The 23,991-nt window shown below is 54.8% G+C and carries 21 protein-coding genes; 7 read left to right on the forward strand and 14 right to left on the reverse strand.

Features of this window, described 5'->3' with window-relative positions; genetic code table 11:
• Positions 1-2: 2 nt before the first annotated feature.
• The 7 genes from HBJ59_RS12710 to acs all read right to left on the reverse strand — a co-directional run bounded on the left by HBJ59_RS12710 (position 3) and on the right by acs (position 8,004).
• A complete protein-coding gene (locus HBJ59_RS12710; RefSeq protein ID WP_076015014.1) occupies positions 3-983 on the reverse strand; it encodes a GlxA family transcriptional regulator in 981 nt (326 codons plus the stop codon).
• Positions 984-1,196: 213 nt separating this feature from the next.
• Positions 1,197-1,961, reverse strand: coding sequence for an ABC transporter ATP-binding protein (locus HBJ59_RS12715; RefSeq protein ID WP_003214336.1), 765 nt, complete (start codon positions 1,959-1,961; stop codon positions 1,197-1,199).
• A 27-nt stretch (positions 1,962-1,988) separates the two neighbouring features.
• Positions 1,989-3,101 carry a succinylglutamate desuccinylase/aspartoacylase family protein gene (locus HBJ59_RS12720; protein ID WP_076015013.1) on the reverse strand — a complete coding sequence of 371 codons (1,113 nt, stop codon included), beginning with the start codon at positions 3,099-3,101 and terminating at the stop codon, positions 1,989-1,991.
• Position 3,102: 1 nt separating this feature from the next.
• Positions 3,103-3,801 carry an ABC transporter permease gene (locus HBJ59_RS12725; RefSeq protein ID WP_010165618.1) on the reverse strand — a complete coding sequence of 233 codons (699 nt, stop codon included), beginning with the start codon at positions 3,799-3,801 and terminating at the stop codon, positions 3,103-3,105.
• Positions 3,798-4,487: an ABC transporter permease gene (locus tag HBJ59_RS12730; RefSeq protein ID WP_076015012.1), complete on the reverse strand. Its 690-nt coding sequence runs from the start codon at positions 4,485-4,487 to the stop codon at positions 3,798-3,800. The genes HBJ59_RS12725 and HBJ59_RS12730 overlap by 4 nt, the downstream gene beginning before the upstream one ends.
• Positions 4,488-4,578: 91 nt before the next feature.
• Positions 4,579-5,364, reverse strand: coding sequence for an ABC transporter substrate-binding protein (locus tag HBJ59_RS12735; protein WP_017475899.1), 786 nt, complete (start codon positions 5,362-5,364; stop codon positions 4,579-4,581).
• A gap of 684 nt (positions 5,365-6,048) precedes the next feature.
• Positions 6,049-8,004 carry an acetate--CoA ligase gene (gene acs / locus HBJ59_RS12740; protein WP_076015011.1) on the reverse strand — a complete coding sequence of 652 codons (1,956 nt, stop codon included), beginning with the start codon at positions 8,002-8,004 and terminating at the stop codon, positions 6,049-6,051.
• Positions 8,005-8,398: 394 nt separating this feature from the next.
• Here acs and HBJ59_RS12745 point away from each other — a divergent pair, with 394 nt between their 5' ends.
• The 4 genes from HBJ59_RS12745 (at position 8,399) to HBJ59_RS12760 (ending at position 12,717) form a co-directional block, all read left to right on the forward strand.
• Positions 8,399-8,668: a DUF2790 domain-containing protein gene (locus HBJ59_RS12745; RefSeq protein ID WP_167663722.1), complete on the forward strand. Its 270-nt coding sequence runs from the start codon at positions 8,399-8,401 to the stop codon at positions 8,666-8,668.
• 134 nt (positions 8,669-8,802) lie between these two features.
• A complete protein-coding gene (locus HBJ59_RS12750) occupies positions 8,803-9,666 on the forward strand; it encodes an AraC family transcriptional regulator (RefSeq protein WP_167663723.1) in 864 nt (287 codons plus the stop codon).
• Between the two features lie 128 nt (positions 9,667-9,794).
• Entirely contained in the window at positions 9,795-11,051 is a 1,257-nt protein-coding gene (locus tag HBJ59_RS12755) for a DUF1479 domain-containing protein (RefSeq protein ID WP_167663724.1), read from the forward strand.
• Positions 11,052-11,466: 415 nt separating this feature from the next.
• Positions 11,467-12,717 carry a ribonucleotide-diphosphate reductase subunit beta gene (locus HBJ59_RS12760; RefSeq protein ID WP_167663725.1) on the forward strand — a complete coding sequence of 417 codons (1,251 nt, stop codon included), beginning with the start codon at positions 11,467-11,469 and terminating at the stop codon, positions 12,715-12,717.
• Positions 12,718-12,797: 80 nt separating this feature from the next.
• Here the strand turns inward: HBJ59_RS12760 and HBJ59_RS12765 are convergent, their stop codons facing one another.
• The 6 genes from HBJ59_RS12765 to HBJ59_RS12790 all read right to left on the reverse strand — a co-directional run bounded on the left by HBJ59_RS12765 (position 12,798) and on the right by HBJ59_RS12790 (position 19,615).
• A complete protein-coding gene (locus HBJ59_RS12765) occupies positions 12,798-14,135 on the reverse strand; it encodes an IS4 family transposase (protein ID WP_167663726.1) in 1,338 nt (445 codons plus the stop codon).
• 245 nt (positions 14,136-14,380) lie between these two features.
• Positions 14,381-14,533, reverse strand: a complete 153-nt coding sequence (tnpB, locus tag HBJ59_RS12770; protein ID WP_167663727.1) for an IS66 family insertion sequence element accessory protein TnpB — start codon at positions 14,531-14,533, stop codon at positions 14,381-14,383.
• Positions 14,534-14,904: 371 nt separating this feature from the next.
• The gene (locus tag HBJ59_RS12775; protein ID WP_167663728.1) at positions 14,905-15,336 is read right to left on the reverse strand and encodes an EcoRII N-terminal effector-binding domain-containing protein; all 432 of its coding nucleotides are present in this window, start codon (positions 15,334-15,336) and stop codon (positions 14,905-14,907) included.
• Positions 15,333-17,090, reverse strand: coding sequence for a DEAD/DEAH box helicase (locus HBJ59_RS12780; protein WP_167663729.1), 1,758 nt, complete (start codon positions 17,088-17,090; stop codon positions 15,333-15,335). The genes HBJ59_RS12775 and HBJ59_RS12780 overlap by 4 nt, the downstream gene beginning before the upstream one ends.
• 55 nt (positions 17,091-17,145) lie before the next feature.
• Entirely contained in the window at positions 17,146-17,973 is an 828-nt protein-coding gene (locus HBJ59_RS12785; protein WP_167663730.1) for an HNH endonuclease, read from the reverse strand.
• Between the two features lies 1 nt (position 17,974).
• The gene (locus tag HBJ59_RS12790) at positions 17,975-19,615 is read right to left on the reverse strand and encodes an ATP-binding protein (RefSeq protein WP_167663731.1); all 1,641 of its coding nucleotides are present in this window, start codon (positions 19,613-19,615) and stop codon (positions 17,975-17,977) included.
• A gap of 571 nt (positions 19,616-20,186) precedes the next feature.
• Here HBJ59_RS12790 and dcm point away from each other — a divergent pair.
• Both dcm and HBJ59_RS12800 read left to right on the forward strand, forming a co-directional pair.
• A complete protein-coding gene (gene dcm / locus HBJ59_RS12795; protein WP_167663732.1) occupies positions 20,187-21,596 on the forward strand; it encodes a DNA (cytosine-5-)-methyltransferase in 1,410 nt (469 codons plus the stop codon).
• A gap of 59 nt (positions 21,597-21,655) precedes the next feature.
• Positions 21,656-22,144, forward strand: a complete 489-nt coding sequence (locus tag HBJ59_RS12800) for a very short patch repair endonuclease (protein ID WP_167663733.1) — start codon at positions 21,656-21,658, stop codon at positions 22,142-22,144.
• Between the two features lie 262 nt (positions 22,145-22,406).
• Here the strand turns inward: HBJ59_RS12800 and HBJ59_RS12805 are convergent, their stop codons facing one another.
• The gene (locus tag HBJ59_RS12805; protein WP_167663734.1) at positions 22,407-22,754 is read right to left on the reverse strand and encodes a type II restriction endonuclease; all 348 of its coding nucleotides are present in this window, start codon (positions 22,752-22,754) and stop codon (positions 22,407-22,409) included.
• A 515-nt stretch (positions 22,755-23,269) separates the two neighbouring features.
• Here HBJ59_RS12805 and HBJ59_RS12810 point away from each other — a divergent pair.
• Positions 23,270-23,914 (forward strand): HAD-IB family hydrolase, encoded by a 645-nt coding sequence (locus HBJ59_RS12810; protein ID WP_076016611.1) that lies wholly within the window; start codon positions 23,270-23,272, stop codon positions 23,912-23,914.
• Positions 23,915-23,991 lie beyond the last annotated feature (77 nt).

Consider the following 23,991-nt stretch of genomic DNA (forward strand, 5'->3'; position numbering starts at 1 on the left):
ACCTAGCCGCGCTCGGACGGCACCGACGACAACTCGAACGGGCTGCTGCTGCGCCGCTGGTTGCGATCTTCACGCGGGGTGGCGCCGAAGAAGTTGCGGTAGGCGCTGGAGAAGTGCGGGCCCGAGGAGAAGCCGCAGGACAGGCCGATCTGGATGATCGACTTGCTGGTTTGCATGAGCATCTGGCGGGCCTTGTTCAGGCGCAGTTCCAGGTAGTACTGGCTGGGGACGCGATTGAGGTATTGCTTGAAGATCCGCTCGAGCTGTCGTCGGGACACGCACACATGCTGGGCGATTTCGTCGGTGGTCAGCGGCTCTTCGATGTTGGCTTCCATCAGCAACACCGCCTGGGTCAGCTTTGGATGGCTGGAGCCCAGGCGGTTTTGCAGCGGGATGCGCTGACGCTCGCCGCCTTCGCGGATGCGCTCCACCACCAGTTCTTCCGAGACGGCACCGGCCAGTTCGGCACCGTGGTCACGGGCCAGCACCGCCAGCAGCAGGTCGAGTACCGACATGCCGCCGCAGGCGGTCAGGCGGTCACGGTCCCAGTCGAACAGATGGCTGGTGGCGATGACCTTGGGGAAACGCTCGGCAAAATCGTCCTGCCAGCGCCAGTGCACGGCGGCGCGATAACCGTCGAGCAAACCGAGTTGAGCCAGCGGATACACACCGGCCGACAACCCGCCGATCACACACCCGGCGCGCACCAGTTGCTTGAGGGCGGTGCTGAGCTGGGAAGCGATGACGGTCGGTGGTTCATCCGCCAGCAGGAACAACTTTTGAAAGCCTTCCAGCTTGCCGGCCCAGGGTTCACCCGGCAGTTGCCAGGCCCCCTCCACCGGCGGTTCGGCCTGCAGGAACGAGAGTTCGTACACCACGTCCGGATGCACCCGCTGAGCAACGCGCAAGGCCTCCTCAGCCAGCGCAAGCGTCAGTGCTTTAGTGCTGGGCCAAATCAGGAAACCTATTCGATGGGCAGTCATGGAGTGCTATCCGAAGCGAAAAACAAATAAAAAGGCATGGGCAATGCTAGCCCGGAAGTGAACACAAGTCTCAAAAACGATGTAGATCCGCTTTGCTGTAGGAGCAAGCTTGCTCGCGAAGCTCGTTAACGATAACGCTGGTAACCTGACACCCAGCGGCGCTCTCGAGTTTTTCGCGAGCAAGCTCGCTCCTACAGGGTGCAGCGGTATCAGTTACTTCAAGCTGCCGGAAAGAAACTGCTGCAAACGCTCCGACTGTGGGTTAACCAGCACTTCGCGCGGGTTGCCACGTTCTTCAACGATGCCTTTGTGCAGGAACACCAACTGGTTGGAGACTTCACGGGCAAAGCCCATTTCGTGGGTCACCACCACCATGGTCCGGCCTTCCTGGGCCAGGTCCTGCATTACCTTGAGCACTTCGCCCACCAGCTCCGGGTCCAGAGCCGAGGTGGGTTCGTCGAACAGCATCACCTCAGGCTCCATCGCCAGGGCCCGGGCAATTGCCACGCGCTGCTGTTCACCGCCGGACATGTGGCCAGGGAACGCATCCTTACGATGGCCCACACCGACTTTAGCCAGGTAGTGCTCGGCCTTTTCCCGGGCGTCTTTTTTCGACATGCCCAAGACGTGCACCGGTGCTTCCATGACGTTTTCCAGCGCGGTCATGTGGGACCACAGGTTGAAGTGCTGGAACACCATCGACAGTCGCGAACGCATGCGTTGCAGCTGCTTCGGGTCCGCGGCCTTCATGGCGCCGTCCTTGTTGGCCACCAGTTTCAGCTCTTCGTTATTGAGCAGAATCTTGCCGGCGTGGGGTTGCTCCAGCAGGTTGATGCAGCGCAAAAAGGTACTTTTGCCCGAGCCACTGGACCCGATGATGCTGATCACATCACCGGCCGCGGCGGCCAGGGACACACCTTTGAGCACTTCATGACTGCCATAGCGTTTATGCAGGTCTTGGACTTCAAGTTTGTACATGCGGTCGGTTCTCACAAAAACAGTTGGTCAGTCGTTGAGCAAGCGCCCGTGCCGCAGCGCTTCGCGCCCCGCCACCTTGGCCAGCCAGAAACCCGCTTGGGCATAACGTAGCCGTTCAACGGCAAACAACACCCCAGACGTGCCCGCGCAAACGATGCTCACGCGGTCGGACAAGGGATCGATCACTTCAAATATCGGGTCGCCGGCTTCCACCACATCCCCGGCTTTACGCAGGTAGCTGATCACACCGGCGTGGGGCGCGAACAGCAACTCGGTGCCTTCGAAGGGCAGGCCTTCGCAGGCTTCGTATTGCGGCGCGGGCCATTCACCACGGATCAGGCCTTGCTCGGCAAGGAACGCCAGAATGCCTTCGGCGTGGAAAATCGCCTCATCACGGCCAGTATCAGCCTGGCCGCCCAACTCCAATGTCGTCGCCAGGCACGCCAGGGGAATCTGCGCCTCGGGGAATGCCCGGGACAGACGCAACCACGGCAGCGAACAGGCTTCGTCAAACGAGCTGCCGCCGGAATCTTCCGCCAGCAGGCCGACCTTCACATTCAGGTGCGCCGACAGCGAACGCCACTGCGGCCAGTGTTGCGGCAGCGCGTACATGTGCAGCGCGGCCTCGGCATCGCAATGCAGATCGAGGACGACGTCGGCGGTGCAGGCATGGCTCAGCAAGACCCGCTGCATGCCTTGCAACTGGCTGCTCGGCGCCGGCAAGGCGTTGAGCGCATCGGTCATGGCCTGGCGAATCATGCGCACGTTGGCATGGGGATCATCGCCCAGTTTGTCTTTGAGCAACTCGGTAACCGGCCCGCTCAACTCAACGAAGTCACGGTTGAAATTCTTGCCGCTGCCGATCTCGAAACGGCCCTGGTGACTGCCTTGCAGCAGTTGCCCCAGGCCCATCGGATTGGCAACGGGAACCAGCTCGATCACGCCATTGAGGGCGCCTTGCTGTTCCAGTTCGGCCAGGCGCTTTTTCAGCTCCCAGGCGGCCCGCATGCCGGGCAATTCATCGGCGTGCAAGCTGGCCTGGATATAAGCCTTGCGCTCGCCGCTGCCGAAACGAAACACCGTCAGCTGGCGTTCGCAGCCCAGGTGCCCCCAGGGCAACAGGTGATCGATACGTTCCATATCAATGCTTCCGTGGAGCCAGGTAGCTCAGCCAGCGGCCTTCGGCCAACTTGAACAGGCGCACCAGGATGAAGGTCAGGCACAGGTAGAACGCACCCGCAGTGATATAGGCTTCGAACGGCAAGTAGTACTGGGCGTTCACCGTGCGCGCGGCACCGGTGATGTCGATCAGGGTGACGATGGAAGCCAGGCTCGTGGTCTGGAGCATCATGATCACTTCGTTGCTGTATTGCGGCAGCGCCCGGCGCAGGGCCGATGGCAGCAGGATCCGGCGATACAGCTTGTAGCGCGACATGCCCATGGCCTTGGCCGCTTCGATCTCGCCATGGGGCGTGGCCTTGAGGCTGCCGGCGATGATTTCGGCGGTGTAGGCGCTGGTGTTTACGGCAAACGCCAGGCACGCACAGAAGGTCGCGCTGGACAGCAGCGGCCACAGGAAGCTTTCACGCACCGCTTCGAACTGGGCCAGGCCGTAGTAGATCAAAAACAGCTGCACCAGCATCGGCGTGCCGCGAATCACGTAGGTGTAGAGCCAGGCAACGCCGTTGACAATCGGCTGCTTGGACACGCGCATCAGGCCCAGGGGCAAGGCCGCGAGCAAACCGAAGAACAGCGAAATGGCCAGCAGTTTCAGGGTGGTCAGCAAGCCGCCGAGGTACAGCGGCATGGCCTCCCAGATGACGTTGTAGTCGAAGATCATAGATCAGCCGCCTTTACGCCTACCGAGTAGCGCTTCTCAAGATGACGCAGGGCCAGCAACGACACGCTGGTGATCACCAGGTACATCGCCGCCACTGCGAGGAAGAAGGTAAAAGGTTCGCGGGTGGCGTCTGCCGCCTGCTTGGCCTTGAACATCATGTCTTGCAGGCCCACCACCGAAATCAGTGCGGTGGCCTTGGTCAGTACCAGCCAGTTGTTGGTAAACCCGGGGATCGCCAGCCGAATCATCTGCGGCACCATCACCCGGAAAAACACCTGGAACGGGCTCATGCCATAAGCCAGGCCGGCTTCGGCCTGGCCCTTGGGAATGGCCATGAAGGCGCCACGGAAGGTTTCCGAAAGGTAGGCGCCAAAGATGAAACCCAGGGTGCCGATACCGGCGGCCAAGGGGTTCAAGTCAATATAGTCGTCGTAGCCCAGCAGAGGCGCGACGCGGTTAAGCAGGTCCTGACCGCCGTAGAAAATCAGCAGGATCAGCACCAGGTCGGGGATCCCGCGGATCACCGTGGAGTACAGATCGCCCAGCCAGGCCAACCAGCGCACCGGCGAGAGGCGCAACGCGACCCCGATCAGACCCAGAACAATGGCCAAGGCCATGGACGACAAGGCGAGCTGAAGCGTCAACCATGCGCCATCGAGGATGACAGCCCCGTAGCCTTTCAACATGATTCAGGTCCTCGAAAAGGGGGATGAAAAAATGGCGCAAACTTCAGAGACCCTGTTGCTTGCGCCATTCTGGACAGACAGCTGCGACGGTTTACTTGGCTTCTGGGCCGTAAATGTCGAAGTTGAAGTACTTGTCCTGGATTGCCTTGTACTTGCCGTTGGCACGGATCGCGGCGATTGCAGCGTTGATGCGGTCCAGGTTTTCCTTGTCGCCTTTACGTACCGCGATGCCGATGCCGTCGCCGAAGTACTTGGCGTCGGTGAAGGCCGGGCCGGTGAACGCGTAGCCTTTACCGGCTGGCGTGTCGAGGAAGCCTTCCTGCAACAGGGTGGCGTCGGCCACGGTGCCATCAAGGCGACCGGCTTCTACGTCCAGGTAGATTTCGTTCTGCGAGCTGTAAGGAACAATGGTGGCGCCTTTGGGAGCCAGCACTTCCTTGGCAAAACGGTCGTGGATCGAACCGCGCTGCACGCCGATTTTCTTGCCTTTCAGTTCATCCAGGCTGTCGCTGACGGCAGTGCCTTCCTTCAACACCAGGCGAGCTGGGGTCAGGTAGTAGCGGTTGGTGAAGTCCACGGACTTCTTGCGGTCTTCAGTGATGGACATCGAAGACAGGATGGCGTCGATCTTGCGCACTTTCAGCGCCGGGATCAGGCCGTCGAATTCCTGCTCAACCCACGTGCACTTGACCTGCATCTGTTCGCACAGGGCGTTGCCGATGTCGTAGTCAAAACCGACGATGCTGCCGTCCGGTGCCTTGGAGGCAAACGGAGGGTAAGCCGCTTCAATACCAATCTTCAGTGGCTTGCCTTCGGCGAAAGCCTGCATGGACAGCACGGACAGCGCCAGGGCGCCCAACAGCACGAGTTTCTTCATCTTGGAACTCCATCGGTATAGGGCAAAACAGCAGTATGAGCCAGGGCCCACGATGCGAATGAGTGAAACCGAGTAGCGGTGCTGCGTCCTGCGCCAGTTCCACATCGGCGACGACGAGCGAGTGATCGGCATTCTAACGACAGGCCGGAAGCCGATATTTCCTCAATGCGACAACAATTTACAGAAGCACCGAGAAAGCGGTTCCAGCACATTGACAGCCTCTGGATTTTATGCAGAGGCAAAAGATATTAAACCTGTTAACGCTGCAAGTTGCGGGCCTATTATTCGCAAACCCTTCTAGCACGGCAAGTGTAGCGTTTGATCTAATTTTTCAGGGCGTCTAAGACGCGGGTTTTCGGGGCAACGACGTAGCACTTTGCCTCATGTTTGGGCATTGGGTTACACATTTGTCGGGCTCGGTAACATTCAGAAACTTCCTACGAGCAAAACCGATATTTATTGGCCTTGTGTAAGTTGCCCCAACGAATGGCCAGCCTTGGAATGCAATCAAAATGTGGGAGCGGGCTTGCTCGCGAAGGCGGTGTATCAGTGGGTGATGTGCTGGCTGACACGCCGCCTTCGCGAGCAAGCCCGCTCCCACAGGGGTTATAGGTCGCCTGTCCGATCGCACAAAAAAGCCCCACCCGGCCTACGCCGAATGGGGCTTCGTCCCACAAACCCGCCTTACGCGACGTTCATGATCTTGTGCGTCTCAATCAACTGCGCCACCACACCCGGGTCCGCCAGGGTGGAGATATCCCCCAACCCGTCGTATTCAGCGGTGGCAATCTTGCGCAGGATCCGGCGCATGATTTTCCCCGAACGGGTCTTCGGCAAGCCCGGGGCCCACTGGATCACATCCGGCGAAGCAATCGGCCCGATCTCTTTGCGCACCCAGTTTTTCAGCTCCAGGCGCAGCGCTTCATTCGGCTCTTCGCCGTTTTTCAGCGTGACATACACGTAGATGCCCTGGCCCTTGATGTCGTGGGGCACACCCACCACTGCCGCTTCCGCGACTTTAGGGTGGGCAACCATGGCGCTTTCAATCTCGGCGGTGCCCATGCGGTGGCCGGACACGTTCAACACGTCGTCCACCCGACCGGTGATCCAGTAGTAACCATCCTCGTCACGACGCGCACCGTCACCGGTGAAGTACATGCCACGGAAGGTCTTGAAGTAGGTGTCCACGAACCGGTCATGGTCGCCATACAGGGTACGTGCCTGGCCCGGCCACGAATCCAGAATCACCAGGTTACCCTCGGCCACACCTTCAATCAGGTTGCCCAGGTTATCCACCAGCGCCGGTACCACGCCGAAGAACGGGCGTGCCGCCGAACCCGGCTTGAGCGCATGGGCGCCCGGCAGCGGGCTCATCATGTTGCCGCCGGTCTCGGTCTGCCACCAGGTGTCCACAATCGGGCAACGGGATTGGCCGACGTTCTTGTAGTACCAGTCCCACGCTTCCGGGTTAATCGGCTCACCCACCGAACCCAACAGACGCAAGCTGCTGCCATCGGCGCCTTCGCAGGCAGCGGTGCCGGAAGCCATCATGGCGCGGATTGCGGTCGGTGCGGTGTAGAGGATATTGACCTGGTGCTTGTCGACGATCTTCGCCACCCGGGTGATGTCCGGATAGTTCGGCACGCCTTCGAACATCAGCGTGGTTGCGCCGTTGGCCAGTGGGCCATAGACAATATAGGTATGGCCGGTGACCCAGCCGACGTCGGCGGTGCACCAGTAGATTTCGCCCGGGCGGTAGTCGAACACGCGCTCGTGGGTCAGGGCTGCATACAACAGGTAGCCGCCGGTGGTGTGCTGCACGCCCTTCGGCTTGCCGGTAGAACCGGAGGTGTAAAGGATGAACAGCGCTTCTTCGGCGCCCATCTCTTTCGGCGCGCACACGGTGCCCGCCACTTTCATCAGGTCTTCGTACCAGATGTCGCGATGCTGGTTCCACTTGATGTTGCCGCCGGTGCGCTTGCACACGATGACTTTCTGGATGCTGCTGGTTTCCGGGTTGGTCAGGGCGTCGTCGACGTTGGCCTTCAGGGGAATTTTCTTGCCGGCACGAATGCCTTCGTCGGCGGTGATCACCACCTTGGATTTGCAGTCGATGATCCGACCGGCCAGGGCCTCTGGCGAGAACCCGCCAAACACCACCGAGTGAATCGCACCGATCCGGGCACAGGCCAGCATGGCGACCGCGGCTTCGGGAATCATCGGCATATAGATAGTCACCACGTCGCCGCGGTGCACATCCTGGCCGCGCAGGGCGTTGGCGAACTTGCAGACTTCTTCATGCAGCTCACGGTAGGTGATGGTGCGGCTTTCGGCAGGGTCGTCGCCTTCCCAGATGATTGCCGGCTGGTCGCCACGCTCGGCGAGGTGACGGTCCAGGCAGTTGTAGGAAACGTTGAGGGTGCCGTCGGCAAACCACTTGATGTCGACATGGTGATCGTCGAAGGAGGTCTGCTTCACCGTGGTGAAAGGCTTGATCCAGTCAAGGCGCTTGGCTTGCTCGCGCCAGAAACCGTCGGGGTTGACCACCGACTGCTGGTACATGGCCTTGTAGGTCGCCTCATCGGTCAGCGTATTGGCTGCTACTTCGGGGCGAACGGGGTACAGAGAAGCCGCACTCATCTTTCTTACCTCGGTGACATAGTTGTTGTTGTATGGCCCTGTTGTAGCCGGGCCGGGCCTATAGAACCATTCGACGATGGTAGTAACAAGCCCCTACAAATTGCCCAACTATCCCCCGGCGGCGCTCTGGCCCGCGGCCTGTGGCGCTTTGCAGGTTTCTGAAAAAACCTTCATTTCGGGATTGTTACAAAAACCATCAATAGTGTTTATCAAAAGCACGGGTATATGAATTAAACCTACACGCCTAAAATCAACCTCGCCATCAAGGCACTGTGATTAACAACGTAACAGCCCCCACGAAGGCAACGTTAATCCGAACTTCCCAATCAAGTTACACACGTGGCCTCACAAGGGCCCCGTGACCCCTTTCGACCACCAAAAGGTAAATAGTCAAATGAAAGCGTTATTAGTTATGGCCCTTAGCAGCTTGTGCGCCACCGCCGCCCTGGCCGACGAAGCCCCGACTGACGTAGCCAGCCAGAGCACTCCGATCGTTGAAGATTACAACTACAGCACTCACTTGGACGTTGCCAAAGTACTGTCCATGAGTAACATCCCGGATGTATGCAAAGTTGTACCGGTAAAAATGGAATATGAAGATTCACAAGGTCAGCGTCATATCCTGAACTATCAAGTCATGGGTAATGGTTGTTCTAACGGGTAATAACTTCGTTAGTTGCCATTAACCCAGATCTTATTCGCCGCAAGAAATCGTTCTTGCGGCAAAGAGCCCTCCCCTCTTGAATCGAATGCTACGATTGTGGCGCCGCCACCTCACCTGCAAGGCAGGATGCATTCATGCGAGCCAGTTTCGAAAAAATCCCCACCGAAGCGAACACCTCCTGGACCCTGCTGAACAGGCGTCTTCCGGAGGCGATTCCATTTGAATGGCATCACCATCCCGAATACGAACTGACCCTGACCCTCAACAGCCGCGGGCACCGCTATATCAGCAACGATGTGGCGCTCTACGATGATGGCGACCTGGTGCTGGTGGGCCCGAACGTACCCCATAGCTGGTCTTCCGCCGAGCTGATCGACCCCGCCAAACCGCACATTGCCCTGGTCATCTGGTTTTCCGAGGCCTGGGCGGACTCGCTGGTGAAGCTGTTTCCGGAGATGGGGTCGACGCGAGCGCTATTGGCTGCTGCGCGACAGGCGTTGAGTTTCAGTGATGCTACGTCCCGGGCGCTGCGCCCGGTGATCGAAGCCATGGTCGAGCAAGACGCTTCCCAGCGCTTGATCTCGTTGCTCACCGTGCTCAACACATTGTCCCGGGATATCGCCGCACAGCGCATCGCGACGGAAAACGCGGCCCCTCACATCGTTGAAGACGCTCGCATCCGCCGCGTTCTGGACTACCTGCACGGCCATTATGCGCAACCTGTAGGCATTCCCGAGCTGGCGCAAATGGCCTGCGTCAGCGTTTCAGCCTTCCATCGCATGTTCCGCAAACACACACGCTGCACGGCGCTGGACTACATCGTCCGGCTACGCATCGGACACGCCTGTGCTTTATTGATGCAGGGTAACCTGGCGGTCAGCGCGATTTCCGAACAGGTCGGCTATGCCTCCCAGGCGTTGTTCAATCGGCAGTTCAAGGCGCACAAGGGCATGACGCCGTCACAGTTTCGGCTTGAGCACGGGCATCACTTTCAATAAGCCGATTCTTCTATACGCCTTACAACAAACGCCACAATCGTATTGCTCAACGCGCCAAATCAGGCTGCCGCCCAGGCGGGCCGGGGTGATCCCATACTTGTACGCACAACAACAAGACAGGTCACCTCATGAGCAACTACCAGGCATTCGAATGCGCCGAGCTGCCGGACGACTACAAGCGCAGCATCGTCGCGATGAAAAAGGCCCTGCGCGCGCAGATCGGCGATGTGCCTGGGCTGTTTGCCGAGGTCAGCGAGTTCATCGGGGCTGAAATCGCCTTGATCAAGTCCCAGCAGTCCGCCTGGCCCGAGCTTGACTTTGAAACCATCGCCAACGGCCAGGTCACCGAAGCACAACGGGCACTCATCAAGCGCAGGGGCTGCCTGGTGATCCGCAACCACTTCCCCAGGGAACAGGTGCTGGGGTGGGACAAGAGCCTGCTGGACTACCTCGACCACAACCATTTCGACGAGGTGTATCGCGGCCCGGCCGACAATTTCTTCGGCAACCTCGAAGCCTCGCGCCCGGAGATATTCCCGATCTATTGGTCGCAAGCCCAGATGCAACTGCGCCAACACGAACGCATGGGCGCCGCACAATCGTTCCTGAACCGCCTGTGGACCATCAATTCCCAAGGCCAACAATGGTTCGACCCGGACGTCAATGCGCTGTACCCCGACCGCGTCCGCCGCCGCCCACCCGGCACCACCTCCAAAGGGCTTGGCCCGCACACCGACTCGGGCGCCCTGGAACGCTGGCTGCACCCGGCCTACCTCAAGGTGTTCGACAAGATCTACCGCAACGACTTCAAGTCCTACGACCCCTGGGACGCCGCCCATCGCACCGAAGTCGATGAATACGCCTACAAAGACACGGTGAAATGCTCGGCCTTCCGCACCTTTCAGGGCTGGACCGCACTGTGCGACATGCAGGCCGACCAGGGCGTGCTGCATACCTTGCCGATCCCCAAAGCCATGGCCTACATGCTGCTGCGCCCGCTGCTGGACGATGTCCCCGAAGATGAGTTGTGCGGCGTTGCGCCGGGCAAGGTGCTGCCAGTTTCAGAGAAATGGCACCCGCTGCTGGTCCAGGGCATGACCCCGATTCCGGATATGCAGGCTGGCGATTCGGTGTGGTGGCACTGCGACGTGATCCACAGCGTCGCCCCCGTGGAAAACCAACAGGGTTGGGGGAACGTGATGTATGTGCCCGCCGCCCCCTTGTGCCCGAAAAACCTGCGGTACGCCAAGGATGTGCTCAGGGCGTTCGAGCAAGGCGTCTCGCCGGACGACTTCGCCCGGGAGGACTACGAGAAGGACTGGAAAGACCGCTTTATGACACCGCAATTGAACGCCCTCGGCCGCAAAGGGCTGGGGCTGGAGTGAACACCATCCAGCCCATGGAAACAAACGCCTACCGCCCGTCAAAAAAATCCAAGCCAGGCAAAGCCTTGTAAACCCGGACCTTGGCTGCAAACACCACCATTTTGGCCGCTCACCGAGACCATCCGCCGCAACACAAAGTCGATTTTTTCCCTATAATGCGCGGGTAAATCGGGCCTGCAATATCCCTTTACACTGGGATGAAGAGCCAGACCTGAGGCCCCCGCTGGAGCCAGCAAGCATCGCTCCGCCCCTCAAGCCTCAAGCAGAACACCCGTAACCCTGATTCCGTTTAATGCGTGCGTTAGCTGCAACAAACGATTCCTTAAGATCCACCGCGGCCTTTGGGCCGTGTGAACACCCCACCATCCGGTTTCACACGGGCACCTTAGAGCCCTCACGCAGGAGACGACACGTCATGCTGAGCTGGGACGAATTCGACAAAGAAGAAGACGGCGAAGTAGTTGCCAAAGGCGCCAACGCCGGCCACGCCACCGAAGCCAACATGGACCGCCTCGACGGCGCCGGCGCTGCCGCCGCCATCGAAGCCCGCGCCGTCACCGCCAATGACTCCGCCGCCATCGTGCGCGCCAAGGCCGCCCTCGACAAACTCGACGTCGCCGAAGGCCTCGCCGAGCTGGAAGGCTCCGCTGCCCGCGTCGCCGTTGACGAAAAGCGCATGATCAACTGCCGCGCCGACCTCAACCAACTCGTGCCTTTCAAGTACGACTGGGCCTGGCAGAAATACCTCGACGGCTGCGCCAACCACTGGATGCCGCAAGAGGTCAACATGACCGCCGACATCGCGCTGTGGAAAACCCCAGAAGGCCTGACCGACGACGAGCGCCGCATCGTAATGCGCAACCTCGGCTTCTTCTCCACCGCCGACTCCCTGGTTGCCAACAACCTGGTACTGGCCGTATACCGCTTGATCACCAACCCGGAGTGCCGCCAGTACATCCTGCGCCAGGCCTTCGAAGAAGCGATCCACACCCACGCCTACCAGTACTGCATCGAATCGCTGGCCATGGATGAAGGCGAGATCTTCAACATGTACCACGAGATTCCATCGGTTGCGAAGAAAGCGGCTTGGGGCTTGAAGTACACCCGTTCGATCTCCGATCCGAAGTTCGAAACCGGTACCGTTGAGACCGACAAAGAGCTGCTGCGTAACCTGGTAGCGTATTACTGCGTACTGGAAGGCATCTTCTTCTACTGCGGCTTCACCCAGATCCTGTCCATGGGCCGTCGCAACAAAATGACCGGCGTGGCCGAGCAATTCCAATACATCCTGCGGGATGAGTCGATGCACCTGAACTTCGGTATCGATGTGATCAACCAGATCAAAATCGAAAACCCACACTTGTGGGATGCCGAGATGAAGGAAGAAGCGACCCAGATGATCCTGCAAGGGACTCAGCTGGAGATTGAATACGCTCGCGACACCATGCCACGCGGCGTATTGGGCATGAATGCGGCGATGATGGAGGACTACCTCAAGTTCATCGCGAACCGTCGTCTGTCGCAGATTGGGTTGAAGGAAGAGTACCCAGGGACGACTAACCCGTTCCCGTGGATGAGCGAGATCATGGACTTGAAGAAAGAGAAGAATTTCTTTGAGACTCGTGTGATCGAGTATCAGACTGGTGGGGCGTTGAGCTGGGACTAATTACTAGCATGACTCTATTTTTCTCGTTATAGATGATATTTACCAACTGAGAAAGGCCCCAAATAACTTGGCAATGCTGTTCACTTAAGCGGAGCAGCATTGCGGTTAATCGGATACCGGGTTTTTGACATCTTCACCGCCCTGGGCCTTGCTGGCCTGGGGCGTTTTTTTATGAAGAGCACACCTATGCTGGCGCGAAGCTCTTCCAGGCGTCTTGGCGTATGTGATGGCGACACGGCGCCAGCCATCACCACCAAATGGCTAGCGATGTGCTGACAGGCAAACTTGAAGCTCACCTCGCTGGGGGCTCGGTTGTGCGCTACAGCTGCCTGGCTGGCCTCGCGTCGCACTACGTTGTACGCCAGCAACAGTCCCCACAGCTCCTGATACACCAGCTCTACGGTCTTGCTGCGAAGGGTCAATGCGTTGTCCTGCATTGAGCTTTTGATATCCCGAAAACCCAGCTCGATCTCCCATCGTTCATGATAAAGAGTAGCGACCTGCTCAGCGCTAAAGCGTGAAGCGGGCAGCGAGGTGAAGACGGTTTTTTCCTTGCCTTCGACCTCATAGCTGACGGCTCGCACCTGCCAGTACTCAGGCAGAACCGGGTTCTTTTTACGCGCCTGTGGCGAGACCTTCATCTGCACCAGGTAGTCCCCATCGCCGTAGCACTCAATTTCCGTACGGACCGTGCCCTTGCGTTCCGGGATCATCCAGTGACGGTTTTGCTCAGGGCTTTGGATGCTCAGTAACAGGTCCGCACTGAAAAAGCCTTTATCCAGCAGCGTCACCGAATCGTTGGGTATCGCCTCAACGAAATCCCTCGCCAGTGGGATCTCGCCCTTTCGATAAGGGCTGATGGACGCATTGGCAATGATGTGCGAGCGGGCATTCATCAGAGCAACAAGGCGCAATACCGGGTATGGGGTTTGACGTTCGGAAGAGGTATTGCCAGAGCCGAAATGCTCTCGCAAGGCAGATGTTTCCGGTGTTCGAAATAAGGCGCCATCAACTGCAAAGACCTGGAGTCCATGCCAGTCGTCTTGTGGGTAGCGCTCATATCCCCAGGCGTTGGCGCACTGCTGAAACAGCCAGGCGATGGGTTGCTTGCCCAGACGTTGGCGAGCCTGGGACAGCCCGCTTTTGGCCAGGAGCACCTCGTTGACAAGTCCGTAGGCGCAGATATTCAATCGACGAGCGACTTCAATGACCGGCTCGCCCCTGAAAAGGGCCATCCCGATTACCAGCCAAAGCACCACATCCGAAGGCAGACGGCGACGTTGGATCGTCGCTTTATCAGCCAGCGTGGCCGCTGCTGTTATCCACTCATCAGGAATATGATCGGCGAACACCTCAAGGCGTGAGAGCGGCCGCTCAGCAAAATCTAGAACAGCGCTTAAATCCTGGGCAACAGGCATAAAAAAATCCGGAGTCCTTATCAGACTCCGGATTTTCCGGCTGCTTGAGGATTAGTCAACAATCCTTAAGTGAACAGCATTGCCAAATAACTTGGGGCTTTTTCATAAAAAATCAGAACATGTACAGACAACGGACTGTCAGATTTTTTGTGTGCGGGCCGGTACTGACCTGCCGTTGGGCAGGCCTTGGTTTTACCAAGTCGGCCTGATAAATCGATCTCCGTATAGGATCGCAAATTGATTCATCACATTCTTCCAGCCCTGTTGAGGAAGAGGAAAAGCACGAGATCGAATACGGTGACTTTAATATCCCGCTCGACCAGCACAGCCAAGTCGACGATGGATTTTCGGAGGTCGACCAGCTTGGGGGACAGATACACTTTTTTCGACTTCGGCATCGAATCGCATCATGGCGATGCTGGCTCCTGAGGCAAACGGAAGCGCAGCATCTTGGATCAACTAAGCGCTTTGAATGGGAGGTTTATGGAATGCTTACCGTCGCCTTGGCTCAATACATTCTCGAACCATGGCCAGTTTTTGCTATGGGCTCCAGCGATGCCATCGCTGCTAGCCCAAGACTTCACGACTTTTATCGTTGCTGTTAGTCATGAACATAACCGCCTGCCTATCTCTTATCGTAGGGGGGAACGGTATCCTGTCTTTCATGGGGCTTGTTCAGCAGGCCAGTTGAAATCCATGCCTCCAACCGTTAGAAGATCGCAACAACGCCTATAATATTTCCGCAATACCTTTCATATAACTTACAACTTTAATGAACTCTATTCCAACCACGAAGCTTGATACGCACGGACTCATCGCTTCTAATATCATTAATAGTCGCAGGAATTACTCTAACAAAATACTCTCGCCCTCCTTGCTTTCCACTTATTTCAAATGTATCTCCCTCCTTAGCCCCCACACTTCGCAGCCACGCTGTCATGTAAGTCACACGGTATTCGTTCCTTGTCCCACCATCATCATGCAGTTTGTTATTGTAGTAACGAAACTTGAACCGCTGAGGCACAAGGTTCTCGTCAACGCAATTCAGCCACGCGTTGGGGTTCTTAACACCAGGATCAAGGGGCGGAAGAAACTCAAGAAGTTCAGTCTCAGCTTTTGGAATCAACACCCCCCCCTGATGCCCACCTGTGCTACCGACATCATTTGCACTTAATGTCTTTCGAAAAGTAGTTTTGCTCATGAAGCTATCCTCGGTTGAATGCTGAGCGCCTGCCTCAGATCCTCTTTATCCCGGGTCGAGAGAGGCATTATTTCGTTACCCAGTTCCTGCTTCCATGTCGATCGGTCCAACATGACGCGCTCGACTGTGCTCTCAAAATAGAGCCGGTAAACACTCACAGGCATGGTCTGTCCTCGACGGTGTGCCCTTGCACTTGCCTGCGCCTCTAGAGCCGGATTCCAGACAGGAGTAAAGTGAATTACAACTGTGGCAGCTGTAATGTTCAACCCGGCTCCGGCAGCTTTAGGGTTCAAGATAAGGCATCCAGGACCATCATATGCGGAGAACTCATCGATAATCTTCTGTCGGTCTGCTTGGGACGTCGAGCCATTAATCGCCCCCCAGTAAGCAGTTGGGAGCTCTGCCCCCGCCTCTTTGATCAAATCTCCAATCCTGTTAAATAGTGCAAAAATGAGAACTTTTTTGCAATTTACGAAAGCTTCCCGCAGAAGCTCCAACGTGCGCTCCATCTTGGGAGTCATTAAGGGCAAATCTGCTGCTCGATGAATCTCTACAAACTCCTCATCATCAGCTGGATCAGCTTGTATCAGCCAAGGGTGAGCGCAGACCAGCTGCAGTTGAAGAGTAGCAACCAAGGCTCCTGCTACAGGATAACGTGCTAAGGTTTGCTCTCGCACCTTGCAGTAATGCTCGGCAAGATGTGTATCTAATTCGAGAGGTACATCAATGTTGATTCGTTCTGGCAGGTCTCCAGCGACATCGATGACGCGCCTTTTCAGGATGACCGGATCCGTAACGGCGCCTAATGCATTTGCCGAGTCCAGCGTATCTGGATAACACTTTTCAAACTCCACTCGACTCCCAAGTATTCCAGGGATGGCAAAGTCTATCAACGACCACAAATCAAGGAGCGTATTCTCTACAGGAGTACCTGTCATAGGTATGGTATTACGCCTTGAAATCTTGGCTACTGCTTGCCTGCGATAAGAGTCTGGGTTCTTGAGTGCTTGTGCTTCATCGCAGATCAACCAAGACCATTCAAAAGCCGAGAAAATCGAAATATCATTAACCATAGTGTCATAGGTAGTAATAACTACATTGCTTTTCTGCAGCCCACTGTAAACACCCGTCCTATGAAGGCCACGATGTACTGCGACACACAAGGAGGGTGCAAACCTCTCTATCTCACGCACCCAATTGGCGATCAAGCTGGTTGTACATATAATTAGAGCTGGCGATACGTTGCTAGGGCGACTCATCAGTAACAATGCAATGATTTGCAGCGTCTTCCCGAGACCCATCTCGTCCGCAAGGATCAAGCCTCTCGTCCGCGAGACTGTATCCCACATCCATTGAACTCCCTGTGCCTGATAAGGGAATAATGAAGCATTAAGCCCCGCAACCTCAATTGAAACTGGCAGCTCTGCAGCCGCTAAACGCCCTGACGTATTGAAATTTTCGGATGCGAAAATTGGCAGGGGCCCCTCTTCCGTGCGCAACAAGCTAATTGCTTCACTATAAGAAAGATCGTCCTCGTTTTTGTTGCCCAGCGCTGCAAGAAAAGCACTCGGCGCATCATTGGGAAGAGCCCGAACAGTGCCTCCATCTATAACCCAGTTGTGATCTTTAGTGGGGGCTCGCAATAGATGTCGAACTCCACGAATGACTTTAACACCGACAAGTCCAGCAGTTATCCTGCCATCCTTGCGATCGATTAGAATTTCAGGATTGAGCACACGGTCAGAAAGCTCCATCCCCTCCGGGGTAGACTCGGCCAACACAGCGAAGGATATCGACAATGAAGATATATCAGGCACGGAGCGACTCCAAGATACTGGATAGTTCTGATGGGCTCAAAGGCCAAGGGCGACGAGTATGAACAGCTCGATGGCAGCTCGGACAAAGAGGAACCAAATCAATCTCAGGATCGTATGGACGTGGTTTTTCTAGCATCGATACTGGCTCGAGATGATGTACCTCAATAATCCCACCCGCCTCCCCGTAAACTCTCGCTGGGTCCAGCCCACAAGCCTTGCAAATATTCCCGTGGATACGAAGACAAAGTAACCTACTCCTAGGATTGCGTTCACGACGTGAGACCGTGGCTTGACTAAGGCCTCCCTCCACTTCAGGAATATTAGAGTCGGCTGGATTTTCAACTTGGTCATAACCGATGAGCTCGGCCATAGCAGCCATTAACGGCACAATAATTTCACTACATGTAATTACAACTGCTTCATCACTGTCGGGTACGAGATTTTGATGACGGTAATCAGCAATGACTTCAAAAGAGCCATCCGTCACGCTCCAGCTATCTAGCGCTTGCCCCGAAATAGTTAGTTCTGATACGGTCGCAACCGATCGAACCAGAGCGCGGGCCACCACTAATTCTTCAACTTGGGCCGCCGCAATCTGCGCAATCACTCTTGATGAAAATAGGCCAAACGTAAGTTTAACGCGATGGGTGAGAAGCCCATATGGCTTGAGTTCTGCTATAGGACCATGCTTCTCGTCAAGATCATCGAACCACATTTTAAGACCTTGACGTCCCCCGGCAACAAAGGGCTTGACGGTAATTGCCGCTCCGGTCCCTTCGGCTAAAACTCTAGCAATGAGTGACTTGTGCCGATTGAGCATGTTACTCCTCAAGCTCAGTCAAATCAGCTTCACCGGGCATAGGTACAGTACGTAAAAGTTTACGTAAATTGGAAGATACCACCTCTCGAATATCACTGAAAATCGCGGCAGTTTCTTCGTTTGAGTAGTCAAGTTCAGCAACGGAAAATGCCCAGAGGAGCAAATCCATACCCTGAACAGCGTAACCACCGGAACCTGCACGCAAATATATTTTTTGATAGAAATCATGATGCTTGTTTATCTCGACGCCCGGAACATGACCGACAGTTCCAGTGCTTCGCAACGCGGGCACCCAGAGTTCGCCAGAGGTTATGGTATTAACGGCATCTACGAATAAGCTATCCGGCCCGACATTATTCTGAACGGGCTGCCGAATTTGGATCTTAGACCCCATGCGGTTTGTGATAGATGCGGTTTGACTCTCGGCATCGACTTCCTCGATAACCGGCATCTTAGCAGTGGGAGTCTCAGCGATGCTTACGTTTGCTGAGGTGTGGTTCAGGATTGCTTTTGCCGCTATATCCTTCTCTTTTCGGCGATACCGATTCTCGGCTTCTCGCCGCGCATTACGGAGAAGTTCAAAGAGGTACTCCTCAATTGCGGGATCGAACGTGATGCGAGATTTTTTAACATCCACGTAGAAGGCCGAGTCAAGGTCATGCCCGAAGTCGAACTCGATTCGTAATAGCGACATGTGCGGCTCGAAACTCCCTTGCGCACCAAACACCCCCAACCAGCCGCCCTCATTGATCAATCGTCCCTCACGATAGATGTAAAAGCCCTGCCCACGATTCGAAATCTTGGCTTTGGCCTTTTCTTCCGGGCTCAATGTAGTTGAGTTTGGTAGGATCCATGCTCTGATAGTTGCTTTACCATCGCTGTCTCCATCAGCAGTCTCTACATCCATCACCTGTTGTGAATCTGCCAATACCTGCTCGGATTTTTCAGGGTAAAAAGGGTTCCACGGCTGAACAGGATCATCGTTCACGGCAATATTTATGCTTCGCTGCCGTGTGTCCGTAAAATCAAGGAATCGATGATAAATCAAGCCAATATGCTCTTTAAGACGCCCCGACAGCCGTTTTATTGCCCTCTGTTCATGAGTTCCACCTGGCTCATCATAGTTTTTGGATAGAAGACGGTCGCATCCAGACCACACGACAAGCGTCCCCTTTTCGCCACAAAGCTCATCCCAAGCATCCTGTTCATGATGCTCTAGCGGCTCTCGCAACATTTCCCATCTGCCAGTATCCTCAACATGATCGAGGTCCCAAGCAAGCTTTGCCAGTGGTGAAGAAGGTGATTTTCGGGAAATGACGGTAAACCTACGACACACAGAGCTAGATGCAGTTTTCAGTCCAAGGCCAAATTTTCCCAAGCTAGCTTTATTATCCCGCTCAGGCGCGCCATAACGCAGTGCGTTATGGATCCCGGCTGCATCCATACCGTCACCATTATCCCCGAAATAAACAAACTTCCTACCCTCTTGCGTCATCGAGATTCTGACACTTACTTCATCCGCATTTGCAGCTATCGAGTTGTCAATAATATCTGCGGATGCGGTCAAAAAGCTGTATCCGGTGTCGCGAAGCCCGAAGATGAGACGAGATGCATTCGGCTCATTAATTAGATCGTTGTCCATTACAACCCCCATTTCGACTCGTCGGCCTCCGAAGAGGACATAATTGCGTAGACCAGTGCGCGGCTACGACCAATAACTTTCCATGCATTCTGATTATCTGGCTGCGAACAAATAATGATTGAAGCCTTCACGAAAACCCAGAAGAATCATAAAAAAACACTCCTGTCAAATCACAAAGAATCCTATTTCCACATAGGAGCTACGCCTCTATAAGGAATATCGACTTCAGACCACCTGCACACACAAGAACCAATAGTGGCCAATTATCACTACCAGGTAAAGCCCGATTGACCGAGTGAGGCCGCCGAAGGACCTACCTTTACGTCAAGATTGCTAATGGAACTGCTCAGCCCGCGTAAAGGATATCGATACAAAATGCCCACAAAAGCCCCCCCTTCACATCCACACTGAATGCATATACTCAGCATCAGTTGCCGAGTACCCAAAATCTCCTAGCACCTGCAGAATGAACCCTTGGGACTCTACGGGAAGATATTAATTTACATCTCAATCTATAGGGATAGAATGGTGACAATCCGTCACAGATTTTACCCAGAGGAAAGCAGGACTGATGAACCTTTTCGAATGCGCAAATCCTGAATCCACTCAACTGGGATTACCTACAGCCCGATCACAAAAAGCAGAAGACCTCGCCTTGGTACACAAGCTTTTAGAAATCTATGACCAAGGTACGCTTGCTGCAAAGCTCAAGGAGATTGACTCACCGCATTGCCGTGAGACTATAAACCGATGGGTCAAAGGCAAAGCCACACCTCGCCTGAACCATACGGAATACGTCTACCTACAATCTCTTCTTCCACCCAAACCTACAAAGAAAACCTCTTTCAGCTTTATCGACCTATTTGCCGGTATTGGGGGAATTCGAAAAGGATTTGAAGCCATTGGTGGCGAGTGTGTATTCACTTCCGAGTGGAACCCTTACGCAGTCCGTACCTACAAGGCAAACCACTATTGTGACCCGGAGCGTCACCGCTTCAATCAAGACATCCGGACAGTTACCCTATCCGACAAACTGAACGTGAGTGAGGAAGAGGCTTACCAAAATATAGATCGCGAAATTCCGGATCACGATGTTCTGTTAGCCGGCTTCCCTTGCCAGCCGTTCTCCTTGGCAGGTGTGTCCAAGAAGAACTCTCTTGGCCGCAAACATGGATTTGAGTGCGAAACACAAGGAACCCTATTTTTTGACGTAGCTCGGATTATTAAAGCCAAGCGCCCTGCTGCATTCCTATTGGAGAACGTCAAAAACCTGAAAAGCCATGACAAGGGCAATACATTCCGCATCATTTGCGAAGCGCTGGATGAGCTCGGTTATGAAGTTGCCGACGTCAACGCGCCAAAGGGCTCTGACCCTAAGGTGATAGATGCCAAAAACTTTGTGCCGCAGCATCGGGAACGCATCGTACTTGTAGGTTTTCGCCGCGACCTAGATGTCCATGATGGCTTCACATTGCGAGATATCGACAAGCTGATCCCTAAACAGCGTCCAACCTTCGGTGACATTTTGGAACCGAAGGAAGCAGTGGACAGCAAGTACATCCTCACGCCGAAACTTTGGGATTACCTTTACAGGTACGCCGAGAAGCATCGCCAGAAAGGCAATGGCTTCGGGTTTGGATTGACGAGGCCGGATGATGTTGCACGCACTCTCTCGGCCAGATACCACAAAGACGGTTCAGAGATTCTGGTTGACCGCGGCTTTTCAGACAAGCTTGATTTTAATAGCGAACTAAATCAGCTCAACCGCCCACGTAGACTCACGCCTCAAGAGTGCTCCCGCTTGATGGGCTTCGATAAACCTGGCGAAAGTAAATTCGTTATTCCGGTTTCGGATACACAAGCGTATCGTCAATTCGGTAACTCAGTTGCCGTTCCAGTATTCGAAGCGGTAGCGCGACTGATGAAAGTCCGAATTTTAGCTGCGAAAGCTAAAACCAAAGACCCTAAACAGCAGCGGTAATTGGGCTCCGGACTTCTCCAGCAGATCGGGGCAATCAGTGCCCCGACACGGAGGACACGATGGCTGATATTGTCGATATAGAAACCCGCTCAAGGATGATGGCGAAAATCCGGAGCAAAAATACCTCACCCGAACTCTTGATTCGAAAAGCCTTGCATGCCAGAGGCTTTCGTTTTCGTGTACATGTAAAAAATCTACCAGGAACACCTGATCTTGTACTGCCGAAATATAATGCTGCCATTTTTATCCACGGCTGCTTCTGGCATGGCCACGATTGCCGATATTTCAAAGCACCCCGAACCCGGCCGGAATTCTGGACCGAAAAAATTGGTAAAAACAACGAGCGCGATAAGCGCCAATTGGCAGCTATCCAAGCCCTTAACTGGCGAGTACTAGTTATTTGGGAGTGTGCCGTGCGCCATATGAATAAGGATAAAACCTCCTTATTAATTGATGAAACTATTTCTTGGCTCTTACAAGGTCCAAAGCTTTTAGAAATAGACGAAGCCTATCTAAAAAACTTACACGCAAAACTGGAAACTTTATAACCTTAAAACGTTAGCAGCCTGCTGACATCTATAAGATGTGAATCTACAATCATAATATAGCCGAAAATATACTTTACGAAAACAAGCCAAAAGAACACACCTAAATCTGCCACCACCATAGAAAATAGTGATGGCAGCTATTTAACCGCCTCAAGCAATTAAATTACTTACCAGCAAACAAATCATACAACTTCCAGAAAAGACACCATACAACCACTAAAAATACCAACTCACATAACTAGCATTGCAAATACCATACCGACTACTTAAGCAAAATCAGGTTTAAAACCCCATTTCGATCAAGACCTATCATCATATTATCCCCTTGATTAGCGCTAGACATGACAGCATTAGTCTGGAAATACAGCCTAAACTCTGCTGAACGACTATCGTCATTCTCTCTTGCGTCATACCAAGTAACGTTAACCACTGCACGAGTACCCGTACCTCGGATAGTAAAAACAGACTCCAAAGTTTTCCGCTCAACTCCTAAAAAAGATTTCAATTGCGCCACGCCATTGAACTCATGCTGGTTAGATGCACTAGGAGTACACTCAACCAGCGACAACGTCTTTAAGCACGCTGGCTCCAACAAAACTGCACCATTCATAATACTTTCCTTATTTAAAGTCTTCTATAAATTATAGCTTATCGATGCAACATGTAGCCTTTAGCCACTAAAGCATACTACCACACGTTCCTGCCAATAGATGCGCAGCTAACATAGTCAAAGGCAACGCGCTCAGAGTCTTTGATAGAGGTCCACGACCTCTTCCAGATAATTTTGCACCACGCGGCTCAGGATGCCCGCATCGGCGTCGACACTGTTCATTCCGTTGAGTATTAAGCGCGGTGCGGACTGTAGGAGGTAGAGCTGATGTTCGGACGGTTCAACAAAGGCGTTTCCCCCACCCGCGCTCTAACAATGCCGGACGCCTTACGACGTTTATTCCTGTGTCCGACCGGGTAAACTCCCTTAATAATTGCCAGCAAAAGCACAAGATCACTCTCTCTGGCTGGTCAGAATTGCATAACCGTGATCAGCCTGAACCCACGCAGTGGGTACCAGTCACACAGTTATGAGAACCCGCTCCAGACAACAAAGGACCACCCGTGAACCCAGACATGCTCGAATCCGGCCCCTTGGATGCCAAAGTACTCTCCGTCTTTGACTTCGACGGCACCCTGACCCATCACGACAGTTTCGTGCCGTTCCTGAAGTTCGCCTTTGGTAAAGGCGAGTTCATGCGCAGGATGGTGAAGCTGGCGGTGCCTGGCGCGCAGTTTGTGTTGCGCGTCATCAGCCGTGATGAGCTCAAGGCGCAGTTGATCCGCACCTTTATGACCGGCGTGGACAAGGCGTGGGTTCAGCAGAAGGCTGAAGCGTATTGCCAGGCCTATTGGAACAAGCTGATGCGGCCAACCGGGCTGCAATCGGTGGCCGATGAGTTGAAGTCCGGGGCGGTGGTGACGTTGTGTTCGGCGTCGCCGGCGTTGGTGTTGCAGCCGTTTGCGGATCGGCTTGGGATCAGGTTGATCGGCACTGAGCTTGAGGTGGTTGACGGGGTGTTGACGGGCAAGCTCACGGGGAATAATTGCCGGTGTGAGAATAAGGTGCTTCGGCTTGAGGCGGTTTATGGGGATTTGGGGGAGTATCGGCTCAGGGCCTGGGGCGATACGCGCGGGGATCGGGAGTTGTTGGCGGCGGCGCAGGATGCGCATTTTCGGCATTTTCATGCGAAGAAGAAGCGGGCCAGGTTGCAGCGGTGATGTGGGTGGATGGGGTCTGCGGGTAGACCGAGGTGATCCCATCGCAGCCTCGCTGGGGCTCGACAGCTCCCACAGGT

The sequence above is a fragment of the Pseudomonas sp. AN3A02 genome (assembly GCF_011765255.1).
Classification (GTDB): Bacteria; Pseudomonadota; Gammaproteobacteria; order Pseudomonadales; family Pseudomonadaceae; genus Aquipseudomonas.

What these genes read in the sequence shown, in the direction of transcription:
- HBJ59_RS12725 (WP_010165618.1), bottom strand. Translation starts at nt 3,801, where the DNA reads ATGATCTTCGACTACAACGTCATCTGGGAGGCCATGCCGCTGTACCTC.
- HBJ59_RS12750 (WP_167663723.1), top strand. Translation starts at nt 8,803, where the DNA reads ATGCGAGCCAGTTTCGAAAAAATCCCCACCGAAGCGAACACCTCCTGG.
- HBJ59_RS12715 (WP_003214336.1), bottom strand. Translation starts at nt 1,961, where the DNA reads ATGTACAAACTTGAAGTCCAAGACCTGCATAAACGCTATGGCAGTCAT.
- HBJ59_RS12760 (WP_167663725.1), top strand. Translation starts at nt 11,467, where the DNA reads ATGCTGAGCTGGGACGAATTCGACAAAGAAGAAGACGGCGAAGTAGTT.
- HBJ59_RS12745 (WP_167663722.1), top strand. Translation starts at nt 8,399, where the DNA reads ATGAAAGCGTTATTAGTTATGGCCCTTAGCAGCTTGTGCGCCACCGCC.
- HBJ59_RS12720 (WP_076015013.1), bottom strand. Translation starts at nt 3,101, where the DNA reads ATGGAACGTATCGATCACCTGTTGCCCTGGGGGCACCTGGGCTGCGAA.
- HBJ59_RS12790 (WP_167663731.1), bottom strand. Translation starts at nt 19,615, where the DNA reads ATGGACAACGATCTAATTAATGAGCCGAATGCATCTCGTCTCATCTTC.
- HBJ59_RS12810 (WP_076016611.1), top strand. Translation starts at nt 23,270, where the DNA reads ATGCTCGAATCCGGCCCCTTGGATGCCAAAGTACTCTCCGTCTTTGAC.
- HBJ59_RS12735 (WP_017475899.1), bottom strand. Translation starts at nt 5,364, where the DNA reads ATGAAGAAACTCGTGCTGTTGGGCGCCCTGGCGCTGTCCGTGCTGTCC.
- HBJ59_RS12755 (WP_167663724.1), top strand. Translation starts at nt 9,795, where the DNA reads ATGAGCAACTACCAGGCATTCGAATGCGCCGAGCTGCCGGACGACTAC.
- HBJ59_RS12785 (WP_167663730.1), bottom strand. Translation starts at nt 17,973, where the DNA reads ATGCTCAATCGGCACAAGTCACTCATTGCTAGAGTTTTAGCCGAAGGG.
- HBJ59_RS12710 (WP_076015014.1), bottom strand. Translation starts at nt 983, where the DNA reads ATGACTGCCCATCGAATAGGTTTCCTGATTTGGCCCAGCACTAAAGCA.
- HBJ59_RS12800 (WP_167663733.1), top strand. Translation starts at nt 21,656, where the DNA reads ATGGCTGATATTGTCGATATAGAAACCCGCTCAAGGATGATGGCGAAA.
- acs (WP_076015011.1), bottom strand. Translation starts at nt 8,004, where the DNA reads ATGAGTGCGGCTTCTCTGTACCCCGTTCGCCCCGAAGTAGCAGCCAAT.
- HBJ59_RS12765 (WP_167663726.1), bottom strand. Translation starts at nt 14,135, where the DNA reads ATGCCTGTTGCCCAGGATTTAAGCGCTGTTCTAGATTTTGCTGAGCGG.
- tnpB (WP_167663727.1), bottom strand. Translation starts at nt 14,533, where the DNA reads ATGCCGAAGTCGAAAAAAGTGTATCTGTCCCCCAAGCTGGTCGACCTC.
- HBJ59_RS12730 (WP_076015012.1), bottom strand. Translation starts at nt 4,487, where the DNA reads ATGTTGAAAGGCTACGGGGCTGTCATCCTCGATGGCGCATGGTTGACG.
- HBJ59_RS12805 (WP_167663734.1), bottom strand. Translation starts at nt 22,754, where the DNA reads ATGAATGGTGCAGTTTTGTTGGAGCCAGCGTGCTTAAAGACGTTGTCG.
- HBJ59_RS12780 (WP_167663729.1), bottom strand. Translation starts at nt 17,090, where the DNA reads ATGGAGCTTTCTGACCGTGTGCTCAATCCTGAAATTCTAATCGATCGC.
- dcm (WP_167663732.1), top strand. Translation starts at nt 20,187, where the DNA reads ATGAACCTTTTCGAATGCGCAAATCCTGAATCCACTCAACTGGGATTA.
- HBJ59_RS12775 (WP_167663728.1), bottom strand. Translation starts at nt 15,336, where the DNA reads ATGAGCAAAACTACTTTTCGAAAGACATTAAGTGCAAATGATGTCGGT.